General features: G+C 33.5%; 26 protein-coding genes, 1 tRNA gene and 1 other RNA gene. 20 read left to right on the top strand and 8 right to left on the bottom strand.

The genetic code is table 11. The annotated features are described in order from the left end of the window. Positions 1–109: 109 nt before the first annotated feature. The 3 genes from NF27_RS06515 (at position 110) to NF27_RS06505 (ending at position 6,572) form a co-directional block, all read left to right on the top strand. A complete protein-coding gene (locus NF27_RS06515) occupies positions 110–1,837 on the top strand; it encodes a type I secretion system permease/ATPase (protein ID WP_053332647.1) in 1,728 nt (575 codons plus the stop codon). Continuing rightward, positions 1,830–3,260: an HlyD family type I secretion periplasmic adaptor subunit gene (locus NF27_RS06510; protein WP_053332646.1), complete on the top strand. Its 1,431-nt coding sequence runs from the start codon at positions 1,830–1,832 to the stop codon at positions 3,258–3,260. The genes NF27_RS06515 and NF27_RS06510 overlap by 8 nt, the downstream gene beginning before the upstream one ends. A gap of 153 nt (positions 3,261–3,413) precedes the next feature. Beyond that, complete coding sequence (locus NF27_RS06505) at positions 3,414–6,572, top strand: pentapeptide repeat-containing protein (RefSeq protein ID WP_039457212.1); 3,159 nt, start codon at positions 3,414–3,416, stop codon at positions 6,570–6,572. Between the two features lie 14 nt (positions 6,573–6,586). Here NF27_RS06505 and pgsA read toward each other — a convergent pair whose 3' ends face one another. Together pgsA and uvrC are read right to left on the bottom strand one after the other, a co-directional pair. Continuing rightward, positions 6,587–7,126 carry a CDP-diacylglycerol--glycerol-3-phosphate 3-phosphatidyltransferase gene (gene pgsA / locus NF27_RS06500; RefSeq protein WP_039457210.1) on the bottom strand — a complete coding sequence of 180 codons (540 nt, stop codon included), beginning with the start codon at positions 7,124–7,126 and terminating at the stop codon, positions 6,587–6,589. 44 nt (positions 7,127–7,170) lie between these two features. Beyond that, positions 7,171–9,015: an excinuclease ABC subunit UvrC gene (gene uvrC, locus NF27_RS06495; protein WP_039457209.1), complete on the bottom strand. Its 1,845-nt coding sequence runs from the start codon at positions 9,013–9,015 to the stop codon at positions 7,171–7,173. Between the two features lie 89 nt (positions 9,016–9,104). Between uvrC and NF27_RS06490 the strand changes: the two genes are divergently transcribed. From NF27_RS06490 to NF27_RS06475, 4 genes are all read left to right on the top strand, one after another. After that, positions 9,105–9,404, top strand: a complete 300-nt coding sequence (locus NF27_RS06490; RefSeq protein ID WP_039457208.1) for a hypothetical protein — start codon at positions 9,105–9,107, stop codon at positions 9,402–9,404. Positions 9,405–9,520: 116 nt separating this feature from the next. Beyond that, positions 9,521–11,221, top strand: coding sequence for a hypothetical protein (locus NF27_RS06485; protein WP_039457206.1), 1,701 nt, complete (start codon positions 9,521–9,523; stop codon positions 11,219–11,221). A gap of 235 nt (positions 11,222–11,456) precedes the next feature. Next, positions 11,457–11,693 (top strand): NUDIX domain-containing protein, encoded by a 237-nt coding sequence (locus NF27_RS11845; protein WP_053332645.1) that lies wholly within the window; start codon positions 11,457–11,459, stop codon positions 11,691–11,693. 226 nt (positions 11,694–11,919) lie between these two features. Beyond that, complete coding sequence (locus NF27_RS06475; protein ID WP_039457204.1) at positions 11,920–13,080, top strand: hypothetical protein; 1,161 nt, start codon at positions 11,920–11,922, stop codon at positions 13,078–13,080. 46 nt (positions 13,081–13,126) lie between these two features. Here the strand turns inward: NF27_RS06475 and ssrS are convergent. The 3 genes from ssrS to NF27_RS06465 form a co-directional block, all read right to left on the bottom strand. Next, a non-coding RNA gene (ssrS, locus tag NF27_RS11610) (6S RNA) lies at positions 13,127–13,294 on the bottom strand. Between the two features lie 24 nt (positions 13,295–13,318). Next, positions 13,319–13,627, bottom strand: a complete 309-nt coding sequence (gene zapA / locus NF27_RS06470; RefSeq protein WP_039457201.1) for a cell division protein ZapA — start codon at positions 13,625–13,627, stop codon at positions 13,319–13,321. Beyond that, the gene (locus tag NF27_RS06465) at positions 13,618–13,992 is read right to left on the bottom strand and encodes a hypothetical protein (protein WP_039457198.1); all 375 of its coding nucleotides are present in this window, start codon (positions 13,990–13,992) and stop codon (positions 13,618–13,620) included. Before NF27_RS06465 ends, zapA begins: the two co-directional genes overlap by 10 nt. 67 nt (positions 13,993–14,059) lie before the next feature. Here NF27_RS06465 and NF27_RS06460 point away from each other — a divergent pair, with 67 nt between their 5' ends. From NF27_RS06460 to NF27_RS06440, 5 genes are all read left to right on the top strand, one after another. Continuing rightward, positions 14,060–14,392, top strand: coding sequence for a hypothetical protein (locus tag NF27_RS06460; protein ID WP_039457195.1), 333 nt, complete (start codon positions 14,060–14,062; stop codon positions 14,390–14,392). Then, positions 14,385–15,152 carry a twin-arginine translocase subunit TatC gene (gene tatC / locus NF27_RS06455; RefSeq protein WP_053332644.1) on the top strand — a complete coding sequence of 256 codons (768 nt, stop codon included), beginning with the start codon at positions 14,385–14,387 and terminating at the stop codon, positions 15,150–15,152. The genes NF27_RS06460 and tatC overlap by 8 nt, the downstream gene beginning before the upstream one ends. A gap of 9 nt (positions 15,153–15,161) precedes the next feature. Continuing rightward, entirely contained in the window at positions 15,162–16,433 is a 1,272-nt protein-coding gene (gene serS, locus NF27_RS06450; RefSeq protein ID WP_039457193.1) for a serine--tRNA ligase, read from the top strand. A 5-nt stretch (positions 16,434–16,438) separates the two neighbouring features. Further along, positions 16,439–17,059, top strand: a complete 621-nt coding sequence (locus tag NF27_RS11240; protein ID WP_053332643.1) for an RDD family protein — start codon at positions 16,439–16,441, stop codon at positions 17,057–17,059. An 82-nt stretch (positions 17,060–17,141) separates the two neighbouring features. Further along, positions 17,142–17,672, top strand: coding sequence for a hypothetical protein (locus NF27_RS06440; protein WP_039457190.1), 531 nt, complete (start codon positions 17,142–17,144; stop codon positions 17,670–17,672). Positions 17,673–17,727: 55 nt separating this feature from the next. Here the strand turns inward: NF27_RS06440 and lgt are convergent, their stop codons facing one another. Beyond that, complete coding sequence (gene lgt / locus NF27_RS06435) at positions 17,728–18,510, bottom strand: prolipoprotein diacylglyceryl transferase (RefSeq protein ID WP_039457380.1); 783 nt, start codon at positions 18,508–18,510, stop codon at positions 17,728–17,730. Positions 18,511–18,577: 67 nt separating this feature from the next. Here lgt and NF27_RS11235 point away from each other — a divergent pair, with 67 nt between their 5' ends. After that, positions 18,578–18,895: an accessory factor UbiK family protein gene (locus NF27_RS11235; RefSeq protein ID WP_053332642.1), complete on the top strand. Its 318-nt coding sequence runs from the start codon at positions 18,578–18,580 to the stop codon at positions 18,893–18,895. Positions 18,896–18,927: 32 nt separating this feature from the next. On the opposite strand, the gene NF27_RS06425 is transcribed toward NF27_RS11235, so the two are convergent. Further along, complete coding sequence (locus NF27_RS06425) at positions 18,928–20,046, bottom strand: DUF2336 domain-containing protein (protein WP_039457188.1); 1,119 nt, start codon at positions 20,044–20,046, stop codon at positions 18,928–18,930. A 156-nt stretch (positions 20,047–20,202) separates the two neighbouring features. On the opposite strand from NF27_RS06425, the gene NF27_RS06420 reads away from it, so the two are divergent. The 4 genes from NF27_RS06420 to NF27_RS06405 all read left to right on the top strand — a co-directional run bounded on the left by NF27_RS06420 (position 20,203) and on the right by NF27_RS06405 (position 23,758). Next, a tRNA-Thr gene (locus NF27_RS06420) sits at positions 20,203–20,277 on the top strand. A gap of 254 nt (positions 20,278–20,531) precedes the next feature. Continuing rightward, complete coding sequence (locus NF27_RS06415) at positions 20,532–21,671, top strand: divergent polysaccharide deacetylase family protein (protein WP_204367872.1); 1,140 nt, start codon at positions 20,532–20,534, stop codon at positions 21,669–21,671. Beyond that, positions 21,649–23,205 carry an apolipoprotein N-acyltransferase gene (lnt, locus tag NF27_RS06410; RefSeq protein WP_039457184.1) on the top strand — a complete coding sequence of 519 codons (1,557 nt, stop codon included), beginning with the start codon at positions 21,649–21,651 and terminating at the stop codon, positions 23,203–23,205. The genes NF27_RS06415 and lnt overlap by 23 nt, the downstream gene beginning before the upstream one ends. An 88-nt stretch (positions 23,206–23,293) precedes the next feature. Then, positions 23,294–23,758: a helix-turn-helix domain-containing protein gene (locus NF27_RS06405; protein ID WP_039457181.1), complete on the top strand. Its 465-nt coding sequence runs from the start codon at positions 23,294–23,296 to the stop codon at positions 23,756–23,758. A gap of 6 nt (positions 23,759–23,764) precedes the next feature. Here the strand turns inward: NF27_RS06405 and NF27_RS06400 are convergent, their stop codons facing one another. Next, complete coding sequence (locus tag NF27_RS06400; RefSeq protein WP_039457179.1) at positions 23,765–24,496, bottom strand: response regulator transcription factor; 732 nt, start codon at positions 24,494–24,496, stop codon at positions 23,765–23,767. A gap of 80 nt (positions 24,497–24,576) precedes the next feature. On the opposite strand from NF27_RS06400, the gene NF27_RS06395 reads away from it, so the two are divergent. The 3 genes from NF27_RS06395 (at position 24,577) to NF27_RS06385 (ending at position 26,343) form a co-directional block, all read left to right on the top strand. Then, complete coding sequence (locus NF27_RS06395) at positions 24,577–25,017, top strand: 5-formyltetrahydrofolate cyclo-ligase (RefSeq protein ID WP_053332641.1); 441 nt, start codon at positions 24,577–24,579, stop codon at positions 25,015–25,017. Positions 25,018–25,120: 103 nt separating this feature from the next. Next, positions 25,121–25,972 (top strand): peptide chain release factor N(5)-glutamine methyltransferase, encoded by an 852-nt coding sequence (prmC, locus tag NF27_RS06390; RefSeq protein WP_068982015.1) that lies wholly within the window; start codon positions 25,121–25,123, stop codon positions 25,970–25,972. 89 nt (positions 25,973–26,061) lie between these two features. After that, positions 26,062–26,343: a hypothetical protein gene (locus NF27_RS06385; RefSeq protein ID WP_039457176.1), complete on the top strand. Its 282-nt coding sequence runs from the start codon at positions 26,062–26,064 to the stop codon at positions 26,341–26,343. Positions 26,344–26,355 lie beyond the last annotated feature (12 nt).

Here is a 26,355-nt window from a genome sequence, read left to right as displayed (position 1 = left end):
AATGCTAAGAATACATAAGGATACATAAGTTGTTAATGAATTGTTAATAATTTCCTGCTAGAGTTAAAGAATGGTTGATTGTATATTATACTAAAAAAGTTCAGGTTTTATGAAAAGAAAAGAGAATATCACCCCGATAAAAGAGACGCTTTTTGCGTGTAAGATAATGTTTAAGTATGCATTGCTCTTCGGGTGCATAATAAATTTACTTATGCTTTCAACTCCGATTTATTCGATGCAGGTGTTAGATAGGGTGATTTCAAGCGGTAACGTGGATACGCTGGTTATGCTGACTCTAGTTATTATGCTTGCGCTTTTGTTGCTTGCTATGCTTCAGGCGGGAAGATCGTTCGCCATGACTCAAATGGGTAATTGGATAGAAAGGCAACTTTCCGAGAAGGTGTTCACGGGTAGTGTGAAAATGTCACTTGAATCGAAAGTAAACATAGGGAGCCAACAATTAACCGATCTGCAAACCATTAAAAATTTCTTAACCAGCCCAGGACTACTTACCGTGTTAGATACCCCGTGGGCAATAATATTTATTATAGTACTCTTTATAATCCATCCGTGGATGGGCTTCTTATCGGTTATCGGGGGCGCATTATTAGTCGGGTTCGCTATATTATCGGATAAGTTGACTAAACCTTTGCTTGATTCAATGAATGATGAAAATATAAAAAGCAGAAGGCAAGTCGATCAAGCAACCAGAAATGCTGAAGTTATTGAAGTGATGGGGTTGTTGCCGAATATTATTCAAAGCTGGCAGAAACTAAACGGAAAAATACAAACTACGCATTCTCTGTTTACCAAAAGATATTCCGTCCTGACTGAGATGACCAAGTTCATCAGGCTTGTTATACAAATTCTGGTAACGGGCTTCGGGGCTTATCTTGTAATTAAGCACGAAATGTCTTCGGGTGCGATTATTGCGAGTTCTTCACTTGTAGGAAGAGCGCTTGCTCCATTTGAAGGAGCGATTAATTCCTGGAAAGGTTTTGTTAATTGCAGAAAAGCATATGATAGATTAAATGCCGCTTATGAACTGGTTGAGAAGCATGAGGAAAAAATGTCTTTACCGGAGCCGGAGGGCAGGATTGATGTTGAAAATTTATTTTATAACCCACCTAATGTGCAAAGACATATCGTAAAAGGGATAACTTTTTCTTTAAAAGCCGGGGAGACCTTAGCTATAATAGGACCGAGTGCTTCAGGTAAAACTACGCTAGCGAAATTGCTTGCAGGAGCGTTGAATCCATCAATCGGTACGGTGAGAGTGGATGATGCAAGCCTAAAAGATTGGAAGCGTGAGGAGCTGGGTAAATATATCGGATACCTTCCGCAGGATGTAGAGCTTTTTGCCGGAACCATTAAAGAGAATATTGCAAGAATGGATCCGAATGCTGATCCTGAAGAAGTGGTGATGGCTGCGCAAATCACCGGAGTGCATGAAATGATCTTAAGGCTACCGAAAGGGTATGATACCGAGATCGGGTTTGACGGTTCTATGCTTTCAGGCGGGCAACGTCAAAGGATTGCATTAGCAAGAGCTTTTTACGGTAATCCTAAAATCCTGCTTCTTGATGAACCGAATTCAAACCTTGACAGTGTAGGTGAAGCTGCACTTGCAACTGCAATTGATGTGGCAAAAGATCGAAATATTACTTGCATAATTATTTCACACAGAACTTCTATACTTAATGTGGCGGATAAGATCATGATCCTTAAAGATGGGGTGATTGCTACATTCGGAAGTAAGAAGGAGGTGATGGATCAAATGAATCAGGCAAGCCAAATGAATCAACTGAAAAATGTACCGGGGCACGGCAATGCGTAAAAATATTATATCAAAATTAATTAGCTTTAAAGGTTTTGTCCCGGCAGCTAAAAAACTTTATGAAGAGATTAACAGCTTCATGAAAGGGGCAACTCCTGAGGAAGCTAAGTATATCATGCAGCATTCTCTTGATCTGAAAAAACAAATATATAAGCCTATAAAATTTACTTTTATGGTAATCGGAGTTGCTTTCGGCTTTTTTATAGTTTGGGGGAGCCTTGCACCTCTTGATAGCGCAGTTATTGCACCCGGCCATATTGTTTTAAGCGGTAATCGTAAAACCATTCAGCATAAGGAAGGTGGAATTATTCAAGCCATTTTGGTAAAAGACGGAGAAGTAGTTAAGGAAAACCAGCCGCTTGTAATTTTAAATGATACTTCCGATAAAGCGAGGTTACAAATCAGCTTAAGCAGGCTACGTGCCACTAAAGCTATTGAACAGAGGTTGCTCGCAGAAAAATTTGATGAAGAAAAAATTGATTTTAGCGACCCGATATTTGATAGGGAAGTTCCCGAAGTGGAAAAGATTATAAAAAACCAGCAATCATTATTTGAATCCAAGCGGAAAGCATATCACGGTAAAAAAGATATTTATAACCAGAAGATCGTAGAGCAAAGGGAGCAGATAAAAGGATCCGAAGCTATGCTTAAATCTTATGAATCACAGCATAAAATACTTCAAGAGCAGTATAAAAACTTGGAAACCTTATTTAACAAAGGTTATGCCAAAAAAACTGAGCTATTGGAGCAAAGAAGAAGAGTGCAGGAATTAGAGGGTAGGGTAGGTCAAATCAAGGCTGATATTGCTAATGCTCACGAAGCAATTTCAGAAAACCAGTTGCATATTATAAGCTTAGAAAACGAAAACCAAAAGGAAGTGGATGACGAGCTTAAAGAAACTTATTCCAAAATATTGGATTTAAAAGAACAATACGAGGCGGATAAGGATATATTAGAGCGAACTGTAATCAAAGCTCCCAATGCAGGGATTGTTACCGGGCTTAAATTTCATACTGTCGGCGGGGTTGTAGGGCAAGGAGCTCCGATTTTAGAAATTATCCCTCAGGATGATAAGCTGATTGTTGAGGCACAGGTAGATCCTAAAGATATTGAAAGTATCCGCGAAGGATTAAAAGCTAAAGTTCAGCTTAGCGCATATAAAACCAGGTTGGTGCCAAGAATAGACGGGGAAGTGATCTATGTTTCCGCTGATACGGTAGAAGATAGAAGCAAACAACCGCCCTTCTACTATGTTGCTAAAATTGAAATAAAGCCTGAAGCGATTGAAAGTATTAATTATGATATAAAGCTGCAGCCTGGTATGCCTGCCGAGACTTTTATTATCAAGGGTGAAAGGACTTTCCTTCAATATTTGTTAAGCCCGATCCTTGATAGTTTCCATAAAGCATTTAAGGAAAAATAGAAGCTTATATAAATAATTTTTTAGAAAAGCGGGTAGAAGTGATTTTTCTCACTTTTTTCATTACTTTTTTTGCTTACTGTTTTAGCCCTTAACCTTTCATTAACTTATTATTGCTAAACTTTATTTATAAGAGAGATAAAGGAATGTTTTAAAATGAGAGATGCTAATTTAGAGCCGTTGAATGAAATAAATATTGAATTAGAAGAGAAAAGAAAAGCATGGAGCGGTATTTATAGTGCTATTGATTATTTTTTAGAGGGTAAGAATGACGGATTACTCGAAAGTGCGATAAAAGCTTTTCTTCCTGAGGAAAAAGCAAAGAAAGCACCGGCAATCAGTTTCGGATTAATTTTTAAAAGTCTTTCTTTTGCTATACTTCACCCGATACATGCTTTTAATCTAATTAAACTCGCGCTATCATCTGAGATAGCCCAGGATCCGGATTTTCTAAGCGGATTAATTGAAAAGGAAAGTTTTACTAATTTTACCAAAGATCTTAGCAATAAAAGGTTTATTCCTCATATCGGTAAATATTTAGAGCAAAATAATTACATTACTTCAAGTGAAATAAGAGAATTAACTCCTTTACTAAGAGAAATAAGCATTAGTAAATCTAATAAGATACAAAGTATTACAAAAAATTTAGTAGAAGGTAACTTATTCGTTTGGGTTGAGAAAGTGTTGGACTTAGCAACCACTAATCCTGAACTTAAAAATTTTATAAGTAAAAATCCTACTTTAGTTCCAAGATTTGCTAAAAAACTTATTGAAGAAAATGAAATTTTGAAGAGCACAACTAAAAACTATAAGTTTGAGAGCCGGATTCTCGATATTTTAAATATAGTTTTAACTAAACCGCAGGAAGCTCAAACCATAGTATATGCTATAAATAACAATAATTATATAGTTTTATCCAAAAAAGTTCTAGAGTTATTAAATGATCCTAATATGGTCGGCATGGTGGATCATAAGGAAACGTCTTTAAAAGAATTAATCAAAAAACAAGCTCAAGATGGGTTATTTACAAATTTAATTGTCGGGATATTAGAGCAGGATAAAAAAGAAGTTGAACAAGGACTAAAGCTTGAGTCGGAAAGTATAAGTAAAAAAGCAGAGCAATTTGGTATCTTGGCTGCTAATATTTTTCCATTTGTTGAAATACTTCCAAGCCTTGTTGATAAACCGGAAGTTCTACAAAATGTTTTTAATGATTTTGTGGAAGGAAGATTTGTTGATATGTCAGCAAATCTTGCATCCCTAGTAAATGAAAATAAGGAAATCAAAGATTATCTGACTAAAAATAGTGAGCTTATTGCAAAAGTTTTAGATAAGGTATTCCAAAATGCCGAAGAGCTTAAAGAATATGGGTTAAAAGGTAGCTTATATGAATTAGTTCCACATTTATTAAATCATTCAGGTAAGTTGATCGGGATAATAGATATTTATCAAGACGATAAAATAACTGATCAGCAAAAATACTTATCAATTGCCAAGAATTTGCTGGAGATTACAAAGAATGATGAAAACGTAAGGAAGTATTTTGCAGAGAAAAGTGAGATAATAGTTGGCGTATTAGATCAAGTATTACCTAAAGTTGAAGTACTCAATGAATATGGATTAAAAGGCAACTTATATGAATTAGTTCCACATTTATTAAATCATTCAGGTAAGTTGATCGGGATAATAGATATTTATCAAGACGATAAAATAACTGATCAGCAAAAATACTTATCAATTGCCAAGAATTTGCTGGAGATTACAAAGAATGATGAAAACGTAAGGAAGTATTTTGCAGAGAAAAGTGAGATAATAGTTGGCGTATTAGATCAAGTATTACCCAAAGTTGAAGTACTCAATGATTATGGATTAAAAGGTAGCTTATATGAATTAGTTCCGCATTTATTAAATCATTCAGATAAATTGGTTGAAATAATTGATGCCTATGGAGAGGGAAAAAGTATTAAAGCTTTAAGAGTGCTACGTGAGATAATTAAAAATGACCTGAGTATAAGAGAAGAATTAAAAGCTCAGTTTGAGGTTAATAGAGATAATATTATCGATCTAGTCACTGAACGACTTGAAAGAAGTGAAAGAATACCACAAGTAATTAAAGGAAGAAAAGCCGGTGAGTTAGTTGTAAATATAGCTGAAGGTGCAATCCAAGTAGCAGATAAAATTGCGGCCGATATTGAAAATACTATTGAAGGTGTTAAAAAACAAAAAAAATTTGACCAAGCTATGGAAAATAAAATTGAGCAGACCGGAGAAGATAAAAAGCCGGAGCAGCAGGTTAAATATGATGATATACTCATTGACGGCAGAGACTTATCAGGTAGAGACTTTATTAACACCTCATTTGATAAATCGGTAATAGTTAATACCAGCTTTAACGATAGTAAATTTACTAACACTTCCTTTAAAGGCACAACTCTGGAAAATGTCAGCTTTAAAGGCGCGGTAATTGATGCAGCTACCCTAAAGACGATGGTAGAATCTTTAAAGCTCGGTGGAGATTTGAATCTAGGTGGAGCAAAATTAATCGGTGATTTTTCAGGTATTGATTTGAGAGGTATTTCATTAGCTGATGTAGACTTAAGTGAGGCGGAATTACCGGATGAAAAGTCAATATCGGACGTAATAAAAGCAAACCTGATGGAAGGCTTAAAGAAAAATATGCTGCCTCATAATAAGAGCTTAGGGGAATACTTGATTCAAAAATTCGAGCATGAAGAGATTGATGTTAATTTTGAACTTGATCCCGACTATATATATCATGTGGCGGACTACAAGGAAAACATAAACTTGCTTGCAAGCGAGATATACCGAAATCTTGATAACCCGAAAGTTATAGAGTTGATCATAGTGTCTGATATGATAGCGGATAAAATTACGCAAAACCTTTTCGGAGAGGGGGAAAACCGAGGAGTAGACGGCTATAACATAAGATTAATGATGAAAGAAGTTATAAAAGAATTATCAGGACAATCTATAAATGTTGAAAATCTGATAGAAACTAAGGAAGGAGAGCTGAAGCTTAGTAGTAAGTCGGAAAAAATTGTTGGAGAAGTTATATTTAATAGTTGGGGTAAGGGAAATGCTACGGGATTAAGTAAGATATTTTATGATGCCAGCAAATATACAGGGGCAGGTCTGGTTAGCGGCGGTATATATTTACCTGAAGAAGCTTTTAATGAACAATTAGAAAATGCTGTAAAAGATCAACTAAATAAAGGATTAGGTATAGAGATTACAAAATCTCATCAAGACAGATATAGTGAAAGTAATAATAAAAATATAAGCCTAAGCTTGTGATAATAGGAAACGGTTTAAATATATTTAAATCTCTCCTTCCAATATGCATACCCGGTAATTAAAGTTAAAACTGCTGCCACCCATAGTGCTATTTCGCCGATACGGTCTAAATAAGGTATTGGTAAGACTTTATTACCTAACAGCAATATTATGATTGCCGCCATCTGAACTGCGGTTTTAACTTTACCTAATTTCGAAACGGGAATACTGACTTTAAATTCGGCAAGATATTCCCTCAAGCCGGAAACCAATATTTCTCTGCATAAAATAGCGATGGTAGGAATTACAGGTGCATGGCCGAAATGAACCAGCATCATAAGAGTTGAGGCAACTAATAACTTATCGGCTATAGGGTCGAGCATTTTTCCGAAATTAGATTGAGCTTTTAACACTCTGGCTAAGTAACCGTCAAAGAAATCAGTAATACTTGCAAATATAAAAATAGAAGCTGCTATATAATGAGAAAGCTTACCTTCCAGATAAAAAGATAATACCAACACGGGAATCAATAGAATTCTCAGAACGGTCAGAAAGTTAGGTAGTTCTTTTAACATAAAACCTAGCAGGGGACTGGTTAATTATGAGGCTAGTTTACTAACTATTGCTCGTTGTGTAAATAGTTGTAAATTATCTTTGCAATCTTTTTGCTTATACCTCCTATTCGAGTAATATCTTCAAAATTCGCTTCCTTTAATCTTTCTAAAGAACCAAAGTGGCTTAATAGCAGCTTCTTACGTTTTGCGCCGATCTGTGGAATTTCATCGACCCCGGATTTAGTACTATCTTTAATTCGGCGCTTGCGATGGGATTCAATTGCAAATCTATGCACTTCATCTCTTATCAGTTGTAAGTAATGTAGCGTAGGATCATTCCTATCCAACTGAAAAGGTTTTTTATCGAGTGTATGGAAAAACTCTCTACCTGCATTTCGATCAGCTCCTTTTGAAATGCAGACTAATTCTATATCACTAATATTAAATTTCTCAAACATCTCTTTTGCAACGCTCAAATGACCTTTGCCTCCATCGATTAGTATTAAATCAGGATAATTATCAGGCATAAGTCTTTTAAATCTTCGTTCTAAAACTTCTCTCAGCATCTGGTAATCATCACCTTCACCTATTCCGTTTAAACTTTTAATCAAGAATCTTCTATATTGATTTTTCATAAATCCTTCGGTGCCTGCTACAATCATGCAACCGATAGCATTAGTTCCTTGAATGTGGCTGTTGTCATAGACTTCAATGCGTTTCGGTGTTTTCGGTAACTCAAATAACTTAGCCACATTTTCAAGAGTAGATAATTGTTTTGCTTTTTGTTTATTAATTCTACTTAATGCCTCTTTGGCATTAAGTAATACAATCTCCATTAGGTGCTTGTGCTCTTCTTTTTTTGCAATAATTATTTTAGTTTTTATATCCCATAAGGATTTTAATGCTTGTTCCAATGCTTCCCTTGAGGAAAGCTCGGTAGTTGTTAAAATATTTTTTGCGGGAGGAGTCTTTTGGTATATCTGACCTATAAAAAGCTCAATGATTTCTCCATCGCTTAGCTCCTCAGTATGAATCGGAAAATACACTTTATCTCCATAGTTAGTGCCGTTTCTGATAAACATAACCTGAACGGCACAGCCCGTATCATCTCTGTGGAGCGCGATTAAATCCGCATCGGAAATGCTATCGGTTTTAAATTTATTTTTAGCTTGAGTTTGGCTTAGTAGCCTTATTCTATCTCTTAGCTCTGCTGCCTTCTCATAATCAAGCTTTTCGCTGGCTATTTCCATTTCACTGATCAGCTTAGTTTGAATCTCTGAATTTTTACCGGCTAAAAAGTCTTTGGTCTGCTTTACTATCTTTTGATAATCTTCTTTGGATATCTTATTAGCGCAAGGACCTGTACAGCGCTTAATCTGATACTGTAGGCAAGGCCTTTTTCGTGACGCAAAGTAACTATCAGTACATGGCCTGATTCCGAATAGTTTTTGCAGTTCGACTATGGTTTCATTTACGTTCCTGGCTTGGGCGAAAGGTCCGAAATAAGTATAATTTTCTTTCTTTGTCCCTCGGAATTTAGCAATTCTAGGATAGTCATGTTTATCTTCTATAACTATATAGGGGAAAGATTTATCATCTTTTAAAGCAATATTAAACTTTGGTTTTAATGATTTTATAAGGTTAGCTTCCAAAAGTAATGCTTCGGCTTCGGTGTTGGTGGTTAAGTATTCAATCCTGCTTAGTGAGGCAATCATACGTTTAAGGCGGGTTGGCAAGTTTTCAACTTTAGTATAAGATATAACCCGCTTGGGTAAATTTTTGGCTTTACCGACATATACAATCTCGCTCTCAATATTAATCATCTTATATATACCCGGTGCCGCAGGCATAGCTCTTGCTGCTTCCGAGACTATACCGATACCTTTTTTAATTGATTGCTCGATAAACATGACTGATCAGATTGTAGTTACATATATAATGTAGTACAATAAATATATAATTAAAGTATGAATAGCAAAGTTAATTTGGGTTTTTTCTAATGTCAGATGATGTTGCAATGCAGAATTTTACTGCAAACACCTTAAGAGGAATGGGAACCGGCGGAAGTACGGGTGCAAGTAATAATACTGAGTTTGGGCTTTTTAAATTTGAAGATGATTTATGGCAAAAGGCAAACCAGATTTCACCTTTCTTTGGTTTATTAATTTATAAGGTATGTTCCGCTATGCAAGGGTTTGTGCAAAGCATCACCCCTAACCAATTATTCAGCCAACTTGCCCCGCCCGTAACTCCGATTGGCGGTGGGCAGAAACTGCCGAACGTTATGGGTAAAAGATAGTTGAATACACTAAATAACCTATTATTAGGTAATTTACATTTATTTAATACAAAAATGATTGATATATGATTTTAAAATAATATATTCATTTGATATATTAAATTAGCGGAGATGCTATGTTATCTGTAAATATAAAACCTATAAGTAATATAGAATACCTTACTCAATATCCTGCACAAATTTTTAAAAATTTTTCAGAAAATGTAAAAAATGAGTTAGCAGAAGAAGCTATTAGACAGAAAGATTATCAAGGGCTCGAATATATTCTTAAGAATAGTAATGATTTTAATTTATTTATATATAGCGCAATAGAGGCGTTAGATGTAAAGGCTATAGAGATAATTTGCAATTTTGATGCTGCTAAAAAAGATATTCATGATTGGCATTTAGAAAAAGTGCTTAGCTTCGGTATAGAACATGAGGAGTCTTTTAAATTTAGTTATGAGAAAATTAAACAAGATAAATCTGATATACTGAAATTACTTATTAAAGCTAAGCCAGCTTTAAATATACAGGATTTGCAAATACTTTCTTATATAGTTAATAAAGAAGAATTCGAGGAGATTTGTAAACTCAAAGAAATAGATGCTTCTAATTTTAAAGGGTATGAAACTTTAGATCTTGCTCATTATCATTTTGACGGTAAAGCACCGTTATTAAAATTATCCGGCAATGAATATTGTGCTGATACAATTGATCTTATTTTATCAAGAACATATAGTGAAGAGGTCTCTCAAACCAAACTTAAAGAAATTTATAATAATTTATTTAACTTAGATCCGATATCAAAAGAAATGCTATCATATTTAGCTATGCAAATTGCAAAGGGAGATTCAATTAAATTTATTTTTGAAAATGGGGCAACTCCTTTCTATTCTTCAGCTCAAAATATTATAAAAATTGATACAAAGTTTTTGGATAATCCTATATTTCCTATTGATTCTGTAATAATACATGAGATAGGGCACTATTATTATGATCATTTATTTAAAAATGATGCCCTGCCTTTTGACCGTGCTCAATTAGAGAATATTTATCAATATAAAGAAAAAGTTTTTCAAGAAAAAAGTAAAGACGTATTTTATATATTAGAAAATATTACTGAGTATATTCCTTTGTTTGAATTTTACAAACGTATAAAAGATTATGAAAATCAAGCGAAAAAGCCTATATATAAAGCGGCTGAAATTCTAAAGGTCGATACACAATTTATGGAAGATTACGTGCTATCTGAAAATTATTCAGAATATTTCAAACAAAATTCTATAATTGATTTGTTCTTAATTAATTCCTTATTTAATTATAACTTTGAACACAATGCTCCTTTAGATGAAGTCTTGCCTGATAGTTTAGTAAAGAGTTTATTGGATATTTATTTCGAATATTCTGCTCCAAAAGGTCAATGTATCTATAGTAATAATTTTTTTAGAGAAGAAATAACTACAAAGGAAATGGAGAAATGGGCAATGGAAACCTTTTTACCGCATATGATAAATGAGTTAGGTTTAAGTTCAACTCAAATACATTTTCTTGAAAGGATTGCTGATTATATTAATCGGGAGCCTGTCCAATATTCTGAATTTAGTCAGGATAATGATTTTGAGAAGCATACAGAGCTTATTGTTAGATATACTGAATTAAAAGCTGCCGGGATCGAACAAGATTTAATTGACTCATTTAGCGGGTTAGTGGAATTTCATAATAAGTATGTCACTCCTAAAGCAGAAGCAGAGTTATCTGAGTATCATATTTATTGTGAAAACTTTAGTAATAATACATTTTTTATGCCCAACGGGTATGAAGAATTAATTGCTTAGATTTAGTAATATATTAGGTGTTAACCGTAAAAGCTTAACACCTGTTAATAAAAAAAAATACTGAGTTATGCAAATAGATGTAATTAGCCATTTAGGTAAAGTTTTATACCGAGCTACCCGTAAGTATATAAGGGCTTATTGCCGCATCGAATAGTACATATTTTAGCAAAAGACGGGGACAAAGTTTTTATTTAAAAGCGGGCGGATAATGTAAAATATCTGCCCGGATATTATTGTGCTTCGGCGGGGCGGGCACGTTGACGCCGGAGAAGTGCTTCTTGATGCAGCAAAAAGAGAATTGAAGGAAGAATTGGGTTTAGAATCTGAGCCAGAAATAATAGCTGAATTCATATTTGATGACGGACATCCTAGAAGAATATTTTTATATCAAATAAATTTGCAGAAAAAGATGTCGCTTAATAAAGATGAAATTGAAAGCGGTTTTTTTGTAGATAGAGAGAAGAACTGTTAAAATTGCCTCGCAATAGGTTGCATCCGCAGCTGCTGCCTTGTGTAAAATACATATGGCCTAATCTTTTGTAAAGCTCACTTTGATAGAGGGGTAAAAATATAAAGCTCTTACCATATTATATAAAACCTAAATTATGATTTTAATAATAAGTAATAAGTTGATTAACCAAATATTAAGCTTTTTTTAATAAACTGATTATTAATATATAATATATTAATGAACTTTTATGAAAAGGGAAGAATATGATGCTCAGACTAGAGAGATACGTGATAGATATCGAGAAAGAGGAATTAAATGTCGAGCTCTTATCAAGCAATTTAATGATCTAAACCAAGCATTCGGCTTCTATTTCCAAATAGATTATTTTGCTGATAATTTAGGGGCTGAAGCGGCGAAAGCACATAAAATAAATATAGAATATAAAGATACAGAGAATGTATTAAGAAATAAATTTAAAGAAATGCAAATTCCTTCCAATATAAGTATTGATTATAACATAAGCCTACCTATAGGGCTTAGTATGAGTAGAAGTGATATTGAGGAATTTGTTACACCGGAAGCACTACAAAAATTATTACAAGAATCATTACCTGGAACCTCAATAGAACCGGAAAAAATTGATGCTTTAACAGAGGCTTTGCATAATGTATTATATAGTAAAATTGCTTCCCATTTATTATTTGAGGAGCAAGCGGAAAAAAGGAAAGTAATGAGGCAAGAATTTCAAAATATTTTAGCTAAAATATCTAAGGATAGCTGTGAATTACTTGACCTGAAGCAAGCTTATAAGGATGAAAATGCATTAAGTAATCGGGATTTAAAAAAAGATATGCTTACAAAAGAAATAGATAAAGGTATAGAAGCTTTGAAGCAGCAATATCATAGTGTGGTAGAGGAGACTGGAGTTACAGCGATAATAAACAAAGATAGCTCTTTCTACCAGTTGCTAATGAGCAATAGTAACAGTAAAATATCTTTTTTCCTCCACAAAGTATCTAAAATGTTGAATTCAGTTGAAGAGCGGCAAGCCTTACAAGTAGAGAAAATTATTGAGAATATCCCACCGGAATTACTTACTAAAATACATTCAGTACAGACTCAAATAGAGAAAGATACTGTAGATAATAACTCTAACATGTTAAAAAAATTTTTTGGTGTGAAACAAAATGCTTATAAGTTTCAGAACTTAGTAGGTATGGAGATAAAAGATTTACAATTACAAAAAGCAGTTGAAGAGATTAAAAAAATAATACTCCCTATATTCACAGAAGATTTGAGTAAAGAACAAGGAGTAACTAAAGAAGGATTACGGGAATCAATTGGGAATTTTACTAAAAACTTAAATAAGAAAGCTGAGTTAACGGAAGGTAAAATCAATGGAAAATAAAAGAGTAAATTCTAGGTTATAGGAAGCCATAATTATTATAGTAAAAGGATAAACTGACTTGGCCGTTGGTAAGCTTCCCGCTACAGGCCCTTTATATTAAGGTGGGCGCCATTTAACATCACCGCGCCGGGTTAAATGTCAGGGACGGCTCCCAATGTAGCTACTTATCGGCCCCGGAGGAAATTAGCCCCATCGACGAACCACTCAGCCTATCCTTAAACATATTCTACTACTTTTATTATCTCTCTGCAATATTTTCTAAGTATTCCGCCACATAATTTAATGTGTCGCAAAGAATATCGTTATTACTTTCAGACTCCTCATCAAGTTGAACCTTGGTTTGCTCCAGTTCTTTGCTCAAATTATCAACTTCATCTTCAAGCATTAAAGCCACCAAAAACATCAACTTTGTATCGGTCGCTCCTTTAATATTTGAAAAACTTTCAATTTTTTCCTTTAGTCTTTCAGATAAAGTTGTTACTCTTTCCTCATTATCACATTCAAATTGAATATTATGATTACGAAATTTTAAATTAACTATTCCCATTTCTTATTCCCTACTAAACCTTTTAATTCATTGAGCGAAACCTTGGAGTTAATCTCTTCGCTTTCATCTACCTTATTTCCGTCAATAGATTTTCTTATCCTGGTACTAGGAGTCTTAATTTCCAGAGGAGATATTTCAGCTTGTTTACTCAAAGATTTTTGCTCCTGCTCGATCCCCATGCTCCTTATTTTATGTTTGAGTTCTGAAATCTCTTTTTGCATAAGAGCCAAGTTTGCTTTTAATTCATTATTTTCAGTTTCTAATTGATGTTGATTTTGAATGGCTTTCTGCGCCTCGATAAGCTTATTATTAACTTTATTTAATGCGCTTTTCAGCCTTTCTTTTACTTGCTCTAGATTGGACATGCTTATAAATTTTTTGTATTATTAATATAAAAATATTGCAGGAATCGCTTTAATTCAAGTCTATATTATGCTAAACAGTAGTTTAAGTAATAAAAAAAAAGTTATGCTCGGCTTTTCTTTCGGAGAATTGGTTGTTGTTTCAGTAGTTGCTTTGTTGGCATTAAAGCCGAAAGAACTCAAAACGCTGGTAAAATCATGGAGAAAACTATCTTCTCAAATTCAACAATATTATAGAAATTACCTAAACTATTTTAATGAAGCTTTTAAGGAAGAAGGCGAGTCGGAAGCTGAAGAAGAAAGTGATATTGTAAATTATATTTTAGACTTAGACGGAAATGTTCAAAAAACTTATGACCTGTCTAAGATTATGCCTGATTTAAAGCGCAATGCCGATGATTAAAAATTCTGAGCAGTCGGAAAGAGAGTTTGAAAAAAATAATTTCAACTACCATTTTGTTGAGCTTAAAACCAGGCTTTTTCTTTGTGTTATTACTTTTATATTTTTTGCTCTTATCAGTTATTATTTTTCGGAACAAATTTATGGTTTTTTAACTAAGCCGTTACTTGAGATATATTCCCCTAAAGCAGGCAGGCGCCTAATTTTTACTAATCTAACCGAAGCATTTTTTACTTATTTTAAAGTTGCATGTTATTCCGGGTTTATTTTTTCTTTTCCCTTCATTGCATTTCAGCTTTATTTTTTTGTCGCGCCCGGGCTTTACAGGAAAGAAAAATGGACATTAATTCCTATACTTCTATTTATCCCCGTACTGTTTTTTTTAGGCGCAGCAACAGTATATTATTTTGTAATACCGATGGCTTGGAAGTTTTTCCTCAGTTTTGAAAATCTTAATTCTACAGAATATTTGCCAGTTATGTTAGAAGCGAAGATTAGTGATTATCTTGATTTAACATTAGAGATGATTATTGGCTTTGGTATAGCATTTCAGTTGCCGGTAATAGCCTTACTTCTGGCAAAAGCTAAAGTTTTAAAAGGCAGTTGGCTTGCAGATAAGAGAAAATATGCCGTAGTTGCTATATTTATAGTTGCGGCTATTCTGACTCCTCCTGATGTAATCAGCCAAGTTTTACTTGCAATACCACTACTTTTGCTTTACGAAATTTCTATAGTAATATGTAAAGTAATCGAAAAGGTATAAGCAGAAAGTATGCACGATATAAAGTTTATTAGAGAAAACCCTGAGCTGTTTGATAAAGCTTTACTCAAGCGCGGTATAAGTAATATTTCAAATGATATAATTACACTTGATGAAAAGCTAAGGAAAGAGCAAACGCATTTGCAGGAGAAGCAAACTAAAAGAAATGAGCTTGCCAAGGAAATAGGTAAAGGTAAGGCAGAGAGAGGTGATGTGAGCTGCTTGCTTAAGCAAGCAGACGAACTAAAAGTACAGGTACCACAACTTGAGGAGAGCATAAAAGAGCTGGAAAGCAAGCTGGAAGAGATGATGATAAACCTACCGAACACATTATTAGATGATGTGCCGGAAGGGAAAGATGAAGATGATAATCAAGAAGTCAGAAAGTGGGGCGAGATCAAACAATTTGATTTTACGCCAAAACACCATTATGAGCTTGGGGAAGGCTTAAACCAGATGGATTTTGAGGCAGCAGCTAAAATGTCCGGCTCCAGATTCGTCGTATTAAAAAAAGATTTAGCCCAAATGGAAAGAGCATTAGCTAACTTCATGCTTGATATTCATACATCCGAATTCGGTTATACTGAAGTTTCCCCACCCCTACTAGTGAAAGATGAGGCAATGTTCGGGGTAGGGCAGCTACCGAAGTTCGATCAGGATTCTTTCTTAACCAGGGAAGGATTAAGGTTAATCCCTACTGCTGAAGTATCATTGACTAATTTAGTCAGAGAAATGATTTTAGAGGAAGAGGAACTTCCTTTAAGATATACTGCATATACTCCGTCATTCAGATCTGAAGCAGGAAGTGCAGGTAAAGATACCAGAGGGATGATTAGAGTGCATCAGTTTTCTAAAGTTGAGCTGGTGAGTATTGTAAGGCCGAGAGATTCTAAAGCTGAGCATGAGAGAATGACGACTTGTGCCGAGGAAATTTTAAAGAGATTGGAATTACCGTATCGAATAATGCTGCTTTGCGGAGGAGATACCGGGTTTTCTTCACAAAAGACATATGATTTTGAGGTGTGGCTACCGGGGCAAAATAAATATAGAGAGATTTCAAGCTGTTCAACCTGCGGAGATTTCCAAGCAAGAAGAATGAAAGCAAGGTATAAGGAACTGGATAGTAGAAAAAACTATTTTGTTCATACCTTAAACGGCTCAGGTCTTGCAGTAGGCAGAACCATAGTTGCAATTCTTGAAAATTACCAAAATAGTGATGGAAGTATTAATATACCCCACGCATTACAAAAATATATGAACGGAACCAAGATTATTGGGAGGTAAATCTTATGAAGAATTTTTTACACAATCTAAACCCGGTTGTTATGTTGGGTGCACATAATAAATTAAAAGATGAGCAATATACAATATTTATAAACGGTCGGCAATTCAGGCTTGCAACGATGAATAGAAGATTAATAGCTACGGTTGTTGATATCTTTATAATATTTATATTTTTTACCCCTATCTTAAATTTAGCTGCTTATTTTCTTTATAATAGGCAAACTTCATACCAAGTATACGAAGGTTTTGAAAATTATAGTATTAATATAGTCGGAATATCTTCAGCACTCGAGTTTTTTAAAGCTTTAGCTTCTTATTTGATGAATAATGAGCTAATAAGAGGCTTTATTATACTGCAAATACTATCCATTTCTCTTTTTGCCGTATTTATAATTTCATTTTGGAGATGGAAAGGCGCAACACCCGGTAAAATGATAACCAGGTGTCAAATAATTGATGCGACTACCGGTGACACGCCGACGCTTAAACAGTATATTTTGCGGTTTATAGGATATATTTTCTTTATCGGCTTTATATTTATGCCACTTACTAAGAAGAAGCAAGGGCCGCATGATAAATTAGCTAATACAATAGTTGTTGTTAAGCCTTGGAAATCAAAAACTTAATATGGAAAGTTTTTACTGTCTTTACTTGTTTAAAAATTTCACTTATCATTAAAAATGATATAAAGATTTTCACGGATAAGTAATGGCTAAGCCTAATAAGAAAGGAAAAACTCATAGTGATAATGCTGCTCATACCGCAAAAATAGCTGAGCAGGCAGATAAAAATGCAAGCACAATAAAGGAGTCGATTGAGACTATAAATAAAGCAGCGATTAATAAGGTAGAAAAGTTAATAATTAAAGATATTAGCAACCACTCGGAGCAATTGGTTAATGTATGCATAAAAGGAATTGACCATGCCACTCAAAATAGTGAATTTTCAGCGCAAATAGTTAATAATTACGTCACCAATTGGAATTTAATTATGGGTGATATGTGGTCGGCATGTGAAAGATACAGTAATGATGCTATAGATTCTAAAAACTTTGAAGATCTATTTAAAGTTAATATGAATGCTCTTGAATCATTTACTAATATTGTTAGGCAAATGAGCTTAGTTAATTCTCAGACTATCCTTGATTGTTGTAATGAAGTTGTGGTTCCAAGCATTAAGCAGGCTACTTACTCAGTTGAAAAACTTAAAAAATGTTATAATAGCAGCAAAGCTTGCTAATTTTTTTTATATTGAATAGGCAATTAGTAAGAATTTATTATTGCTTACATTATATTTACTTAATAAGGGTTCTTCTGAATAATAAAAATATTCCGAGCATCAGCATCGGCATGCATAAAAGCTGACCTAAAGTTAAGCTATTGAAAACATATCCTACCTGGAAATCAGGCTCACGGAAATTTTCTATGAGCATCCTAATTGTAGAATACCCAATCAGGAAAATACCGGTTAAGGCACCTTTTTTATTTCTTAGGTTGGTAAAATGAAATAGCAGCTGCATTACCGCAAATAATATTAAACCTTCACCGAGTGCTTCATATAATTGTGACGGGTGCCTCGGTAAATATCCGGCATGCGGAAATATTATTCCCCACTCTACATCGGTTACTCTTCCGTAAAGCTCACCGTTAATAAAATTTGCAATTCTTCCCAGAAAAATACCGGGAGAAACTACGCAGCATAATAAATCAAATAGGCGCAGTAACTGAAGCTTATGTTTCCGGCATAAAAGGTAAATCGCCATAATTAAACCGATAAGTGCTCCATGAAATGACATGCCGCCTTCCCAAGTTTTAAATATTGCAAACGGTTCCGTGAGATATCGATCTAAATCATAGAATAATACAAATCCTAATCTACCACCGATCATTATACCTGCTATAAAATAAACTATAATATCATCAAGAGCTTTTTTAGAAATTTCATATCCGGATTTTCCGGCAAGATGAATAAATAGGTAGTAGCCGATAAAAATACCTGCTATATAGGCAAGTGAATACCACCTAATATCAAAAAAGCCGATTGAAAAAGCTACAGGGTTAATTTGTGGAAAAATGATTGCGAGCATTGATTTATAATAGTAAAATAAAATAATATTGGTAAGTTATTATCTTTTAAGGGGTTTTATGAAAAAAGACAATAAATTTTTCGAAGATTTCAGCAAATTAGCTAGCTCAGCATTTGCCTCGGCAGCCACCATGAGAAGGGAGCTTTCCGATTATATGAGACAGTATGTAGAATCTTTTGTTAAAAAAATGGATTTTGTTACTAAGGATGAGTTAGAAGTGGTAAAAAAAATAGCTCTTCAAACTGATAAGGAGCTTCAGCAACTCAAAAAATATATGAATATTGAAGAAACCAAATCACCTAAAAAACAGGAAAAGAGTAAAGTTGTTAAACAAAAGCCTAAAAGCAGTAGTGCTAAAAAGGTTGCCGACTCTTAAGCCGAATTTAGATTTCCGGTTTTATTATATTGCTATTTAAGAAAGATGAGCTTAAGCAAATAACCTATCCCTTCAACTTTATATTTTTCTTTATTCTCTTTTAAATATTTGCTTATCAATAACGGAAAGTCGCTTTTAGTGACTCGTGCTCCTTCTTTTGAAGCATTAATAATTGCCGTTAGTATAGTTTGTATAGCTTCCATAAAATTAACCGGTAACCCCGAAGAATAATAAAGGTTTTCAAACTCTTTGGTTGTTAAGCGGTTAATGGCTATAAACCTAATTTGACTAAAGGGTATATCGGAAAGTTTAGCTATTGAATATAAGAATGAATATAGGTCACCTTTACATAGATAGTGTATAATGATCGCATTATTTAAACTGTTTTGAGAGTAAAGTTGGTCAATTCTTCTTCTTAGCTCTGTTTCTTCGTTATGTGTGGGTTTATCTTCAAATGAATTAATATCGGTCGGACAAAATATCTTAGTAATATTATTAATATAAAGATTGAAATGTTTGGTGATAATATTCCTTGCTTCCGGTTTTAGTTCTATAACAAGTTTTTGTAACAACCTATTATCTAAGTTTTTTCGCATTAAAAGTGCGCTTAAGAAGGATTGATCATCATAGTAGGTATTTAGTAAGTTGCGATAAAGTTCAAAGCTGATTTGGCTACCGGGATTCTGTATAATGCTGATAATCAGCGATAAATTTTTTAGGGAAACGACTTTAAAGCATACTTCTTCACTTAAATTATTCCTTTTTGTTAGTGCTATAAGTTTACTTATCTCTTTAGAGGTATTAAGCAGCGTTATTAAATCATAATCATTCAACTGCGGGGAATCTGCAATAATAGGGGCAGCAACTTTATTGATATCAAAAGCTAACTTTAATGCTATTTCATGCGGAAGATGTTTGGAATTTTTTAGCCGATTTGCTATTAATACTCTTATTTCTAAATCGGGATGAATTGTAAGTTGTTTTAAATAATTTTTTAATTGGTCTTCTTCCTCGTAAAGGTATCCGTTTTCAATAAAGTAGCAAACTTGTAGTGCAAAGCTATATTTTTGCTCCGCATTAAGGGAGTTGATACTCTCCGGATTATTACAGAAACCGGGAGCAGAATATCTAACTGAAAAATCTTGTTTCATGCTTTGTATATTAAAGTTATTGCACTAAAATATTATATAACTTACATTAGTTAGTATATATGTTTGTAATAAATAATAACTGTAATTAATTTATCAAACAAAAATACTGCTGGTCAAAAGCATATAACTATGATAAATAAAATTTCGTTAAATTACGCCGAATTAGCTCAGGGGTAGAGCAACCGCCTTGTAAGCGGTAGGTCGTCTGTTCAAATCAGACATTCGGCACCACTAAATTGCTTATGCCTAAAATAAATTGTCACCCTTTTTGCTTGCTTAAATTTTTAATGCGATTTACTATTTCCAAATAAATATTCTCTAACTAGCATAGAAGTATGTTAACTAAAATTTTGCAATACTTAAACGGAATAAAAATTCTTATTACTTTATATGTAATATTAATTACTTCGTTAGTATCTATCTTTCTTATTATATATTTTAATCAGAAAATATTTCTTAATCATCAATTTGAGCAAGGTAAATTGGTGTTAACCAGTTTAAATAACAATTCACCGGTTTTAGGGAAGCCGGAGGTTATTAAATCAGAGGATCAAAGATCCTTAACGCCTGAAACACCTAAAGATAGTAAAGAAGAAGTAAAGGCAGAAAAACCGAATAACAATATTATACCGGACACAATTCAAAAAGCGACTAAGCAGCCGATAAACTCTACTTTGCTTAATAATCCTGAAACTAACGGAGACTTAGCTGCCATCCGCCCTAAAGTTGCTCTTCTGGTAGACGGCTTAGGCCTATCCAGGTCAGAGACTGCAAGTGCCATTGAAATGCATGCTCTAATTGCACTTGGGTTTTCGCCTTATAGCCAGGATGTTATTAATTGGATAAATAAAGGCGTTTCAGCCGGACATGAAGTTTATATTAATCTTCCTATGCATCCTGCAGAGTATCCGGCTAATGATGCAGGCTCTTTAGCTTTAATGAATAATTTAAGCGTGGAAGAAAATTTATTAAGGTTAAAACTTATTACTTCTAAATCTGATAAGATTAAAGGGGTGATTTCCGGTACGAGAGAAATTTTTACTGATTCTAAAGATGATATTTTATCGGTTCTTGAATTTTTAAAACAAAAAAAACTGGCTTACATATATGGAGGGGAAGTTAATAATGAAAGTTTAGATGATCTTTCTGAAGCTTTGAATTTAAATTATATTGATATTAATATTACAATTGATGATGAACTTGACGCAGAAGCTGTAAAAAGTAATCTATTACGTTTAGAAAATATGGCAAAAGTCAGAGGATTTGCATTAGGAAAATTTCATGCGTATCCTATGTCGGTTAAAGTTATAAATGAATGGATAGGGGAGCTAAATAATAGTGAAGTGATGCTGGTTCCCGTTTCTCAATTGTTTGAACTTCGTAAGCAGGCAACCAAAGAAAAAAGCAAGAATAATGTCCCGGAATCGGATAATAAAATTAGTGAAAACGAAGAAGTTCAATTATCAGCGCCTCAAGATATAAATAATAAAATATATACTAAAGAAGAATTTGAAAAATATTTTGATACATCAAATACAGTAACGTACGTTAAAGAAGGTGAAAATAATGTCTTAGATTCACCTGCTAATAAGGAGAAGAAAAGTGGTAAAGAAGAAGGTAAGTGAATGTGTTCTTCTAATTTTAAACTATAAATTTGTAAATAAGTTTACTTTTAAACAAATAGTTTTTCTCCTATCTTTAGGAGCGCTGCTTACTCTTGCTTATCATCCGTTTGACCTGTTTTTTATTATCCCTATTTCCTTAACTTCTTTATTACTTTATCTGGATTCTAAAAAAGGTTTAAAACAAAAGTTTATAGCCGGAGTGATATTCGGATATGGTCATTTTCTTAGCAGCTTATATTGGATAATGTATTCTTTGCTCACTGATTTCTCCGGTTTTTGGTGGATGATTCCGTTTGTGCTAATCTTAATCCCACTGGTTATAGCATTATTTATCGGGTTGTTGGTTATAGCGGCACAATATTTTAATTACCATAGGATAGCATATGTTTTAGGGTTTTCAGCACTATGGGTAATTTTTGAGTTTTTAAGAAGCTTTCTAATCTTTCCCTTTCCTTGGAACTTATTAGGCTATACTGTGCTTTCGCTTGAAAATGTTTCACAGTTTGCATCCGTGGTTGGTGTTTATGGGCTAAGTTTCGTCGTATGCGCACTTGGAACGTGTGTTTATTCAAGAAATATAAAATATATTTTAGCAGTATTTATGTGCTATTTAGCTATATCTAGCTTCGGGTACATGCGTTTAAAGGATGCTAAAGTAGAATATATTGAAGATTATACCCTTAGGCTTGTACAGCCGAATTTAACTGAACATCATATGGGTGACCCTGAAAAGCAGAGTAGAGATTTTTTAAAGCTGATAAAACTTTCTTTAAAAGATTTAAAAGAGAACACTATTACCATTTGGCCGGAAGCTTCTTTCCCATATATTTTACATGAAGGCTCTACATTTAAAACTTTGCTTGCGGAAATTATTTCAAAGAACGGATTTTTAATTACCGGGGCGGATTGGTTGGAACCTGATAAAGAGAGTGGGAAGTGGAATCTTTATAATTCTATCGTTACATTAAATAAGCAAGGAAAAGTTATATCAGTTTACAAAAAAATATTATTAGTTCCATTCGGGGAATATATACCGCTTAGAAAATATTTTCCTGACTTTGTTGAAAAGGTAGCTTACGGTATAGGAGATTTTAATTCCGGAAAACAGTTTAAAACCACTAGAATATCCGAAAACCTACCCGCGATTTTAAATTTAATATGTTATGAATCAATTTTTACGCACATTCCCTATGCTTATCAAGGCCAGGATTTCGGATTAATGCTTAACATTACTAATGATGCATGGTTCGGTAATAGCATAGGTCCATACCAACATTATACCATGGCCAGAATGAGAGCAATAGAGTATAATACTCCTTTAATAAGAGTTGCTAAGCATGGTATTACAGGAGTAATTGATCAGTTTGGCAGGGTTTTAGCCGAGCTTGAAATAAATAATGAAGGTTTCCTTAACACAAATGTTCCAAAAAAAACATTGCAATCATCTTTTTACTTACTATATTATCACATTAGTGCAATTTGGATAGCAATCCTCACTTTTTTGCTTATTTGCGCAAAAAGGAGATTTAAATAAAATCTTAATACTGAAACTATAATACTTTTTAGCAAGAAATAAATAATTTTAATTTTATGATAGTAATTACGTAATATATTATTGATATATGGGTAGTAAAAATAGACACCAGGTTGACTTGCATGTTGGTCAGAGGCTTAGAAAGAGAAGGCAAGAGCTTGGTATGAGTCAAGAGAAGCTAGGCGAGGCAGTGCAGTTAACGTTCCAGCAGATTCAGAAATATGAAAAGGGCTATAATAGAATTAGTTGTAGTAAGCTTTATGAATTTGCAGGGATTTTAAAAACAAACATTGAATATTTTTTTGATGGCCTAAAAGCATTAGTCAACGGTGCTACGGAAGAAGTTTATATCTTTAAGTCTGATAAAAATGAATATATGACCTTAGATTCTGCAAGCAATCAATATGAAGTAGCAGAAAATATTAATGAGTCCCTAGGTAATGAAATAAAAGAGATGGTAAAATATTTTAAAAATATTTCTTCTAAACAAGCAAGAGAGCACGTATTAAACCTAGCTAAGTTACTTTCGGAAAATGAAGATATTAATTACTAGTTATAATTACACTACATTAAATAGGCGCCCGTCTCCGATTATTCTTTGACTTTCCGGTATTTCATCAGGATCTTTCAATGCATATCCTCGTCCCCAGATAGTTTCTATATAATTTATACCGCCCGATATATCATATAATTTTTTACGCATTTTACACACGAATACATCTATGATCTTTAGTTCCGGTTCATCCATGCCGTTATATAGATGGCTTAAAAAGTTTTCTTTCGAAATTACTGCGCCTTTTTTTAAAGCCATTAGCTCTAAAACACTCTGTTCTTTACTGGTTAAATGAACAGGTTTGTTATCAATCATTGTAGTATGAGTATTTAAATTAATTACTAAATTATCTATTTTTATAACCGATTTCGCATGCCCCTTAGACCTTCTTATGATAGCTTTTAAGCGAGCAATAAGTTCGCGTTTATCAAATGGCTTGGTAAGGTAATCATCAGCACCGCAAACCAATCCTTTAACTTTTTCTTCCGAATCACCTAATCCTGATAAAATTAAAACCGGTACATTTAAATTATAATCGCGTATACTTTTAAGTACATCATAACCACTCATATCAGGTAACATAAGATCTAAGATGACTAAATCATATTCATTATACTTACTTGCGTCTTTTCCGTCGTCACCCAGGTCGGTAATATCGCACACAATGCCCTCTGCCGCTAAAGCAAGTTCTATTATTTTGGCAGTGTCGTGGTCGTCCTCAATTAAAAGCACTCTCATTGTTTGGCGATATAATTAAAAAATTATCTATATTTCATACTATCATATATATATTAATATAAAAGTTTAATTAGAAGTGAATGAAAAATAAATTAAGAATAGAGCTTAAACAACTGAAGAAGAAGATAAAGCTTGAATGTATAGAATATGATTTTATTCGTTTTGAAAATAATCTTTTTAGCTTAATAGAAAGTTTTAATATAAAAACAATTGCCGGCTTCCACCCGAAATCGGATGAAGTTAATATATTGCCGATATTATTTAAAGCTATGAGTACGGGTTATAAAGTAGTGTTACCGAGAATAACGCAAAAAAACAGCTACTTAAAGTTTATTAAATGGATGAAGGATGACTTGCTTGAAAAAAATGATTATGGAATATTTGAGCCGAAAGCAGCGGGTGAGGAACTTATACCGGATATAATAATAACGCCGTTACTCGGATTTGACAGAAATATGAACAGAATTGGATACGGAGGTGGTTATTATGATAGAACATTTATAAAATTCCTAATGCTATAAGGGTAGGAATAGGGTATTCTTTCCAAGAAGTGAAAAACATTCCTCTTGAAGACCATGATCAAAAGCTTCATTATATAGTAACCGAAAAAGAGATAATTAAAAAGTGAAGTATAAAATTTTTGAGATATTAAAAAGAGGTAAAGTGATTTTGCGTGATCATGGGATTGAGGTATTTGCCTTAGAGGCAGAGTTGTTATTAGCTAAGCTGGTATGCCAAAATAGCAGGGAAAGGTTACTTGCACTGTCGGATAGTGAAGTTGATGAAAATATAGAAAAAGAATTTTTCAACTTAATAGAAAGAAGAATACAAAATGAACCAATATCTCAAATACTAGGTAAAAAAGAATTTTGGGATTATGAATTTATAGTTGATTCTTCGGTACTGACTCCAAGGAATGATACGGAAACCATTATTGAACAAGTGATTAAATATTTTTCCGATAAAGAAGCTGAGCTTAATATTTTAGATCTTGGCACGGGAAGCGGGTGCTTAAGCGTTACTCTTGCAGCTATATTTTCAAATGCAAAAATAACTGCGGTTGATATATCTCCTGCTGCTCTTAAAATTGCTAAGCAAAATGCAGTAAAAAATATAGTGGATAATAGGATTGCTTTTATAAAGAGCGACTGGTTTAGCGAGGTGCCTAAACGCACATATGATATTATTGTATGCAATCCTCCTTATATTTCTATAAATGAATTGAAGGAACTTGCTAATGAGGTAAAGGATTTTGAACCGCAAATTGCGCTAACTGATTTTGCAGACGGTTATACATGCTATAAAATAATCGCCGATAAGATGAGAGATTATCTTAAGCAAAGCGGTAGGGCTTTCTTTGAAATAGGAATAGATCAAGCTTTAGGTGTAAAGAAAATTTTTGAATCACAAGGTTACAAGGTTGAAAATATTGCTAAAGATTTAGCCAATATTGAAAGATGCCTGGTTATTTCTTAAATTTTAATAACCTTATACAACAACTGAAATATTCCCGGAAGTAAATTTTACTTATATACTGAAATTAATAGAACAAAAAGGTGTTAAGTATGGAAAATAAAGGTTTTGAAAAATTATGGGAAAATACTGAAGTCAAACCGGAAGGTTTTGATAATACTTTAACCGAAAAGATGTTTAATTTAAGTGATGATAAAAATAAATATATTTTATTTAACAAAGATAATAAAACTGAAGTTGTAGAAGCCGCATCGGTTGAAGAGGCTTTAAGTAAAGCTTCTTTAAGCGATATTATAAAAATATATCACAGTAGAGATGGTGAAAATAATGTTTTAATAGATAACAATCTACTAAAAAGCGAAAAAACTACTTGATTTGAATCGGTA

Source organism: Candidatus Jidaibacter acanthamoeba (assembly GCF_000815465.1).
GTDB lineage: Bacteria > Pseudomonadota > Alphaproteobacteria > Rickettsiales > Midichloriaceae > Jidaibacter > Jidaibacter acanthamoebae.
Note: the sequence above shows the minus strand (reverse complement) of the source record. Positions and strands in the feature narration are given on the sequence as shown.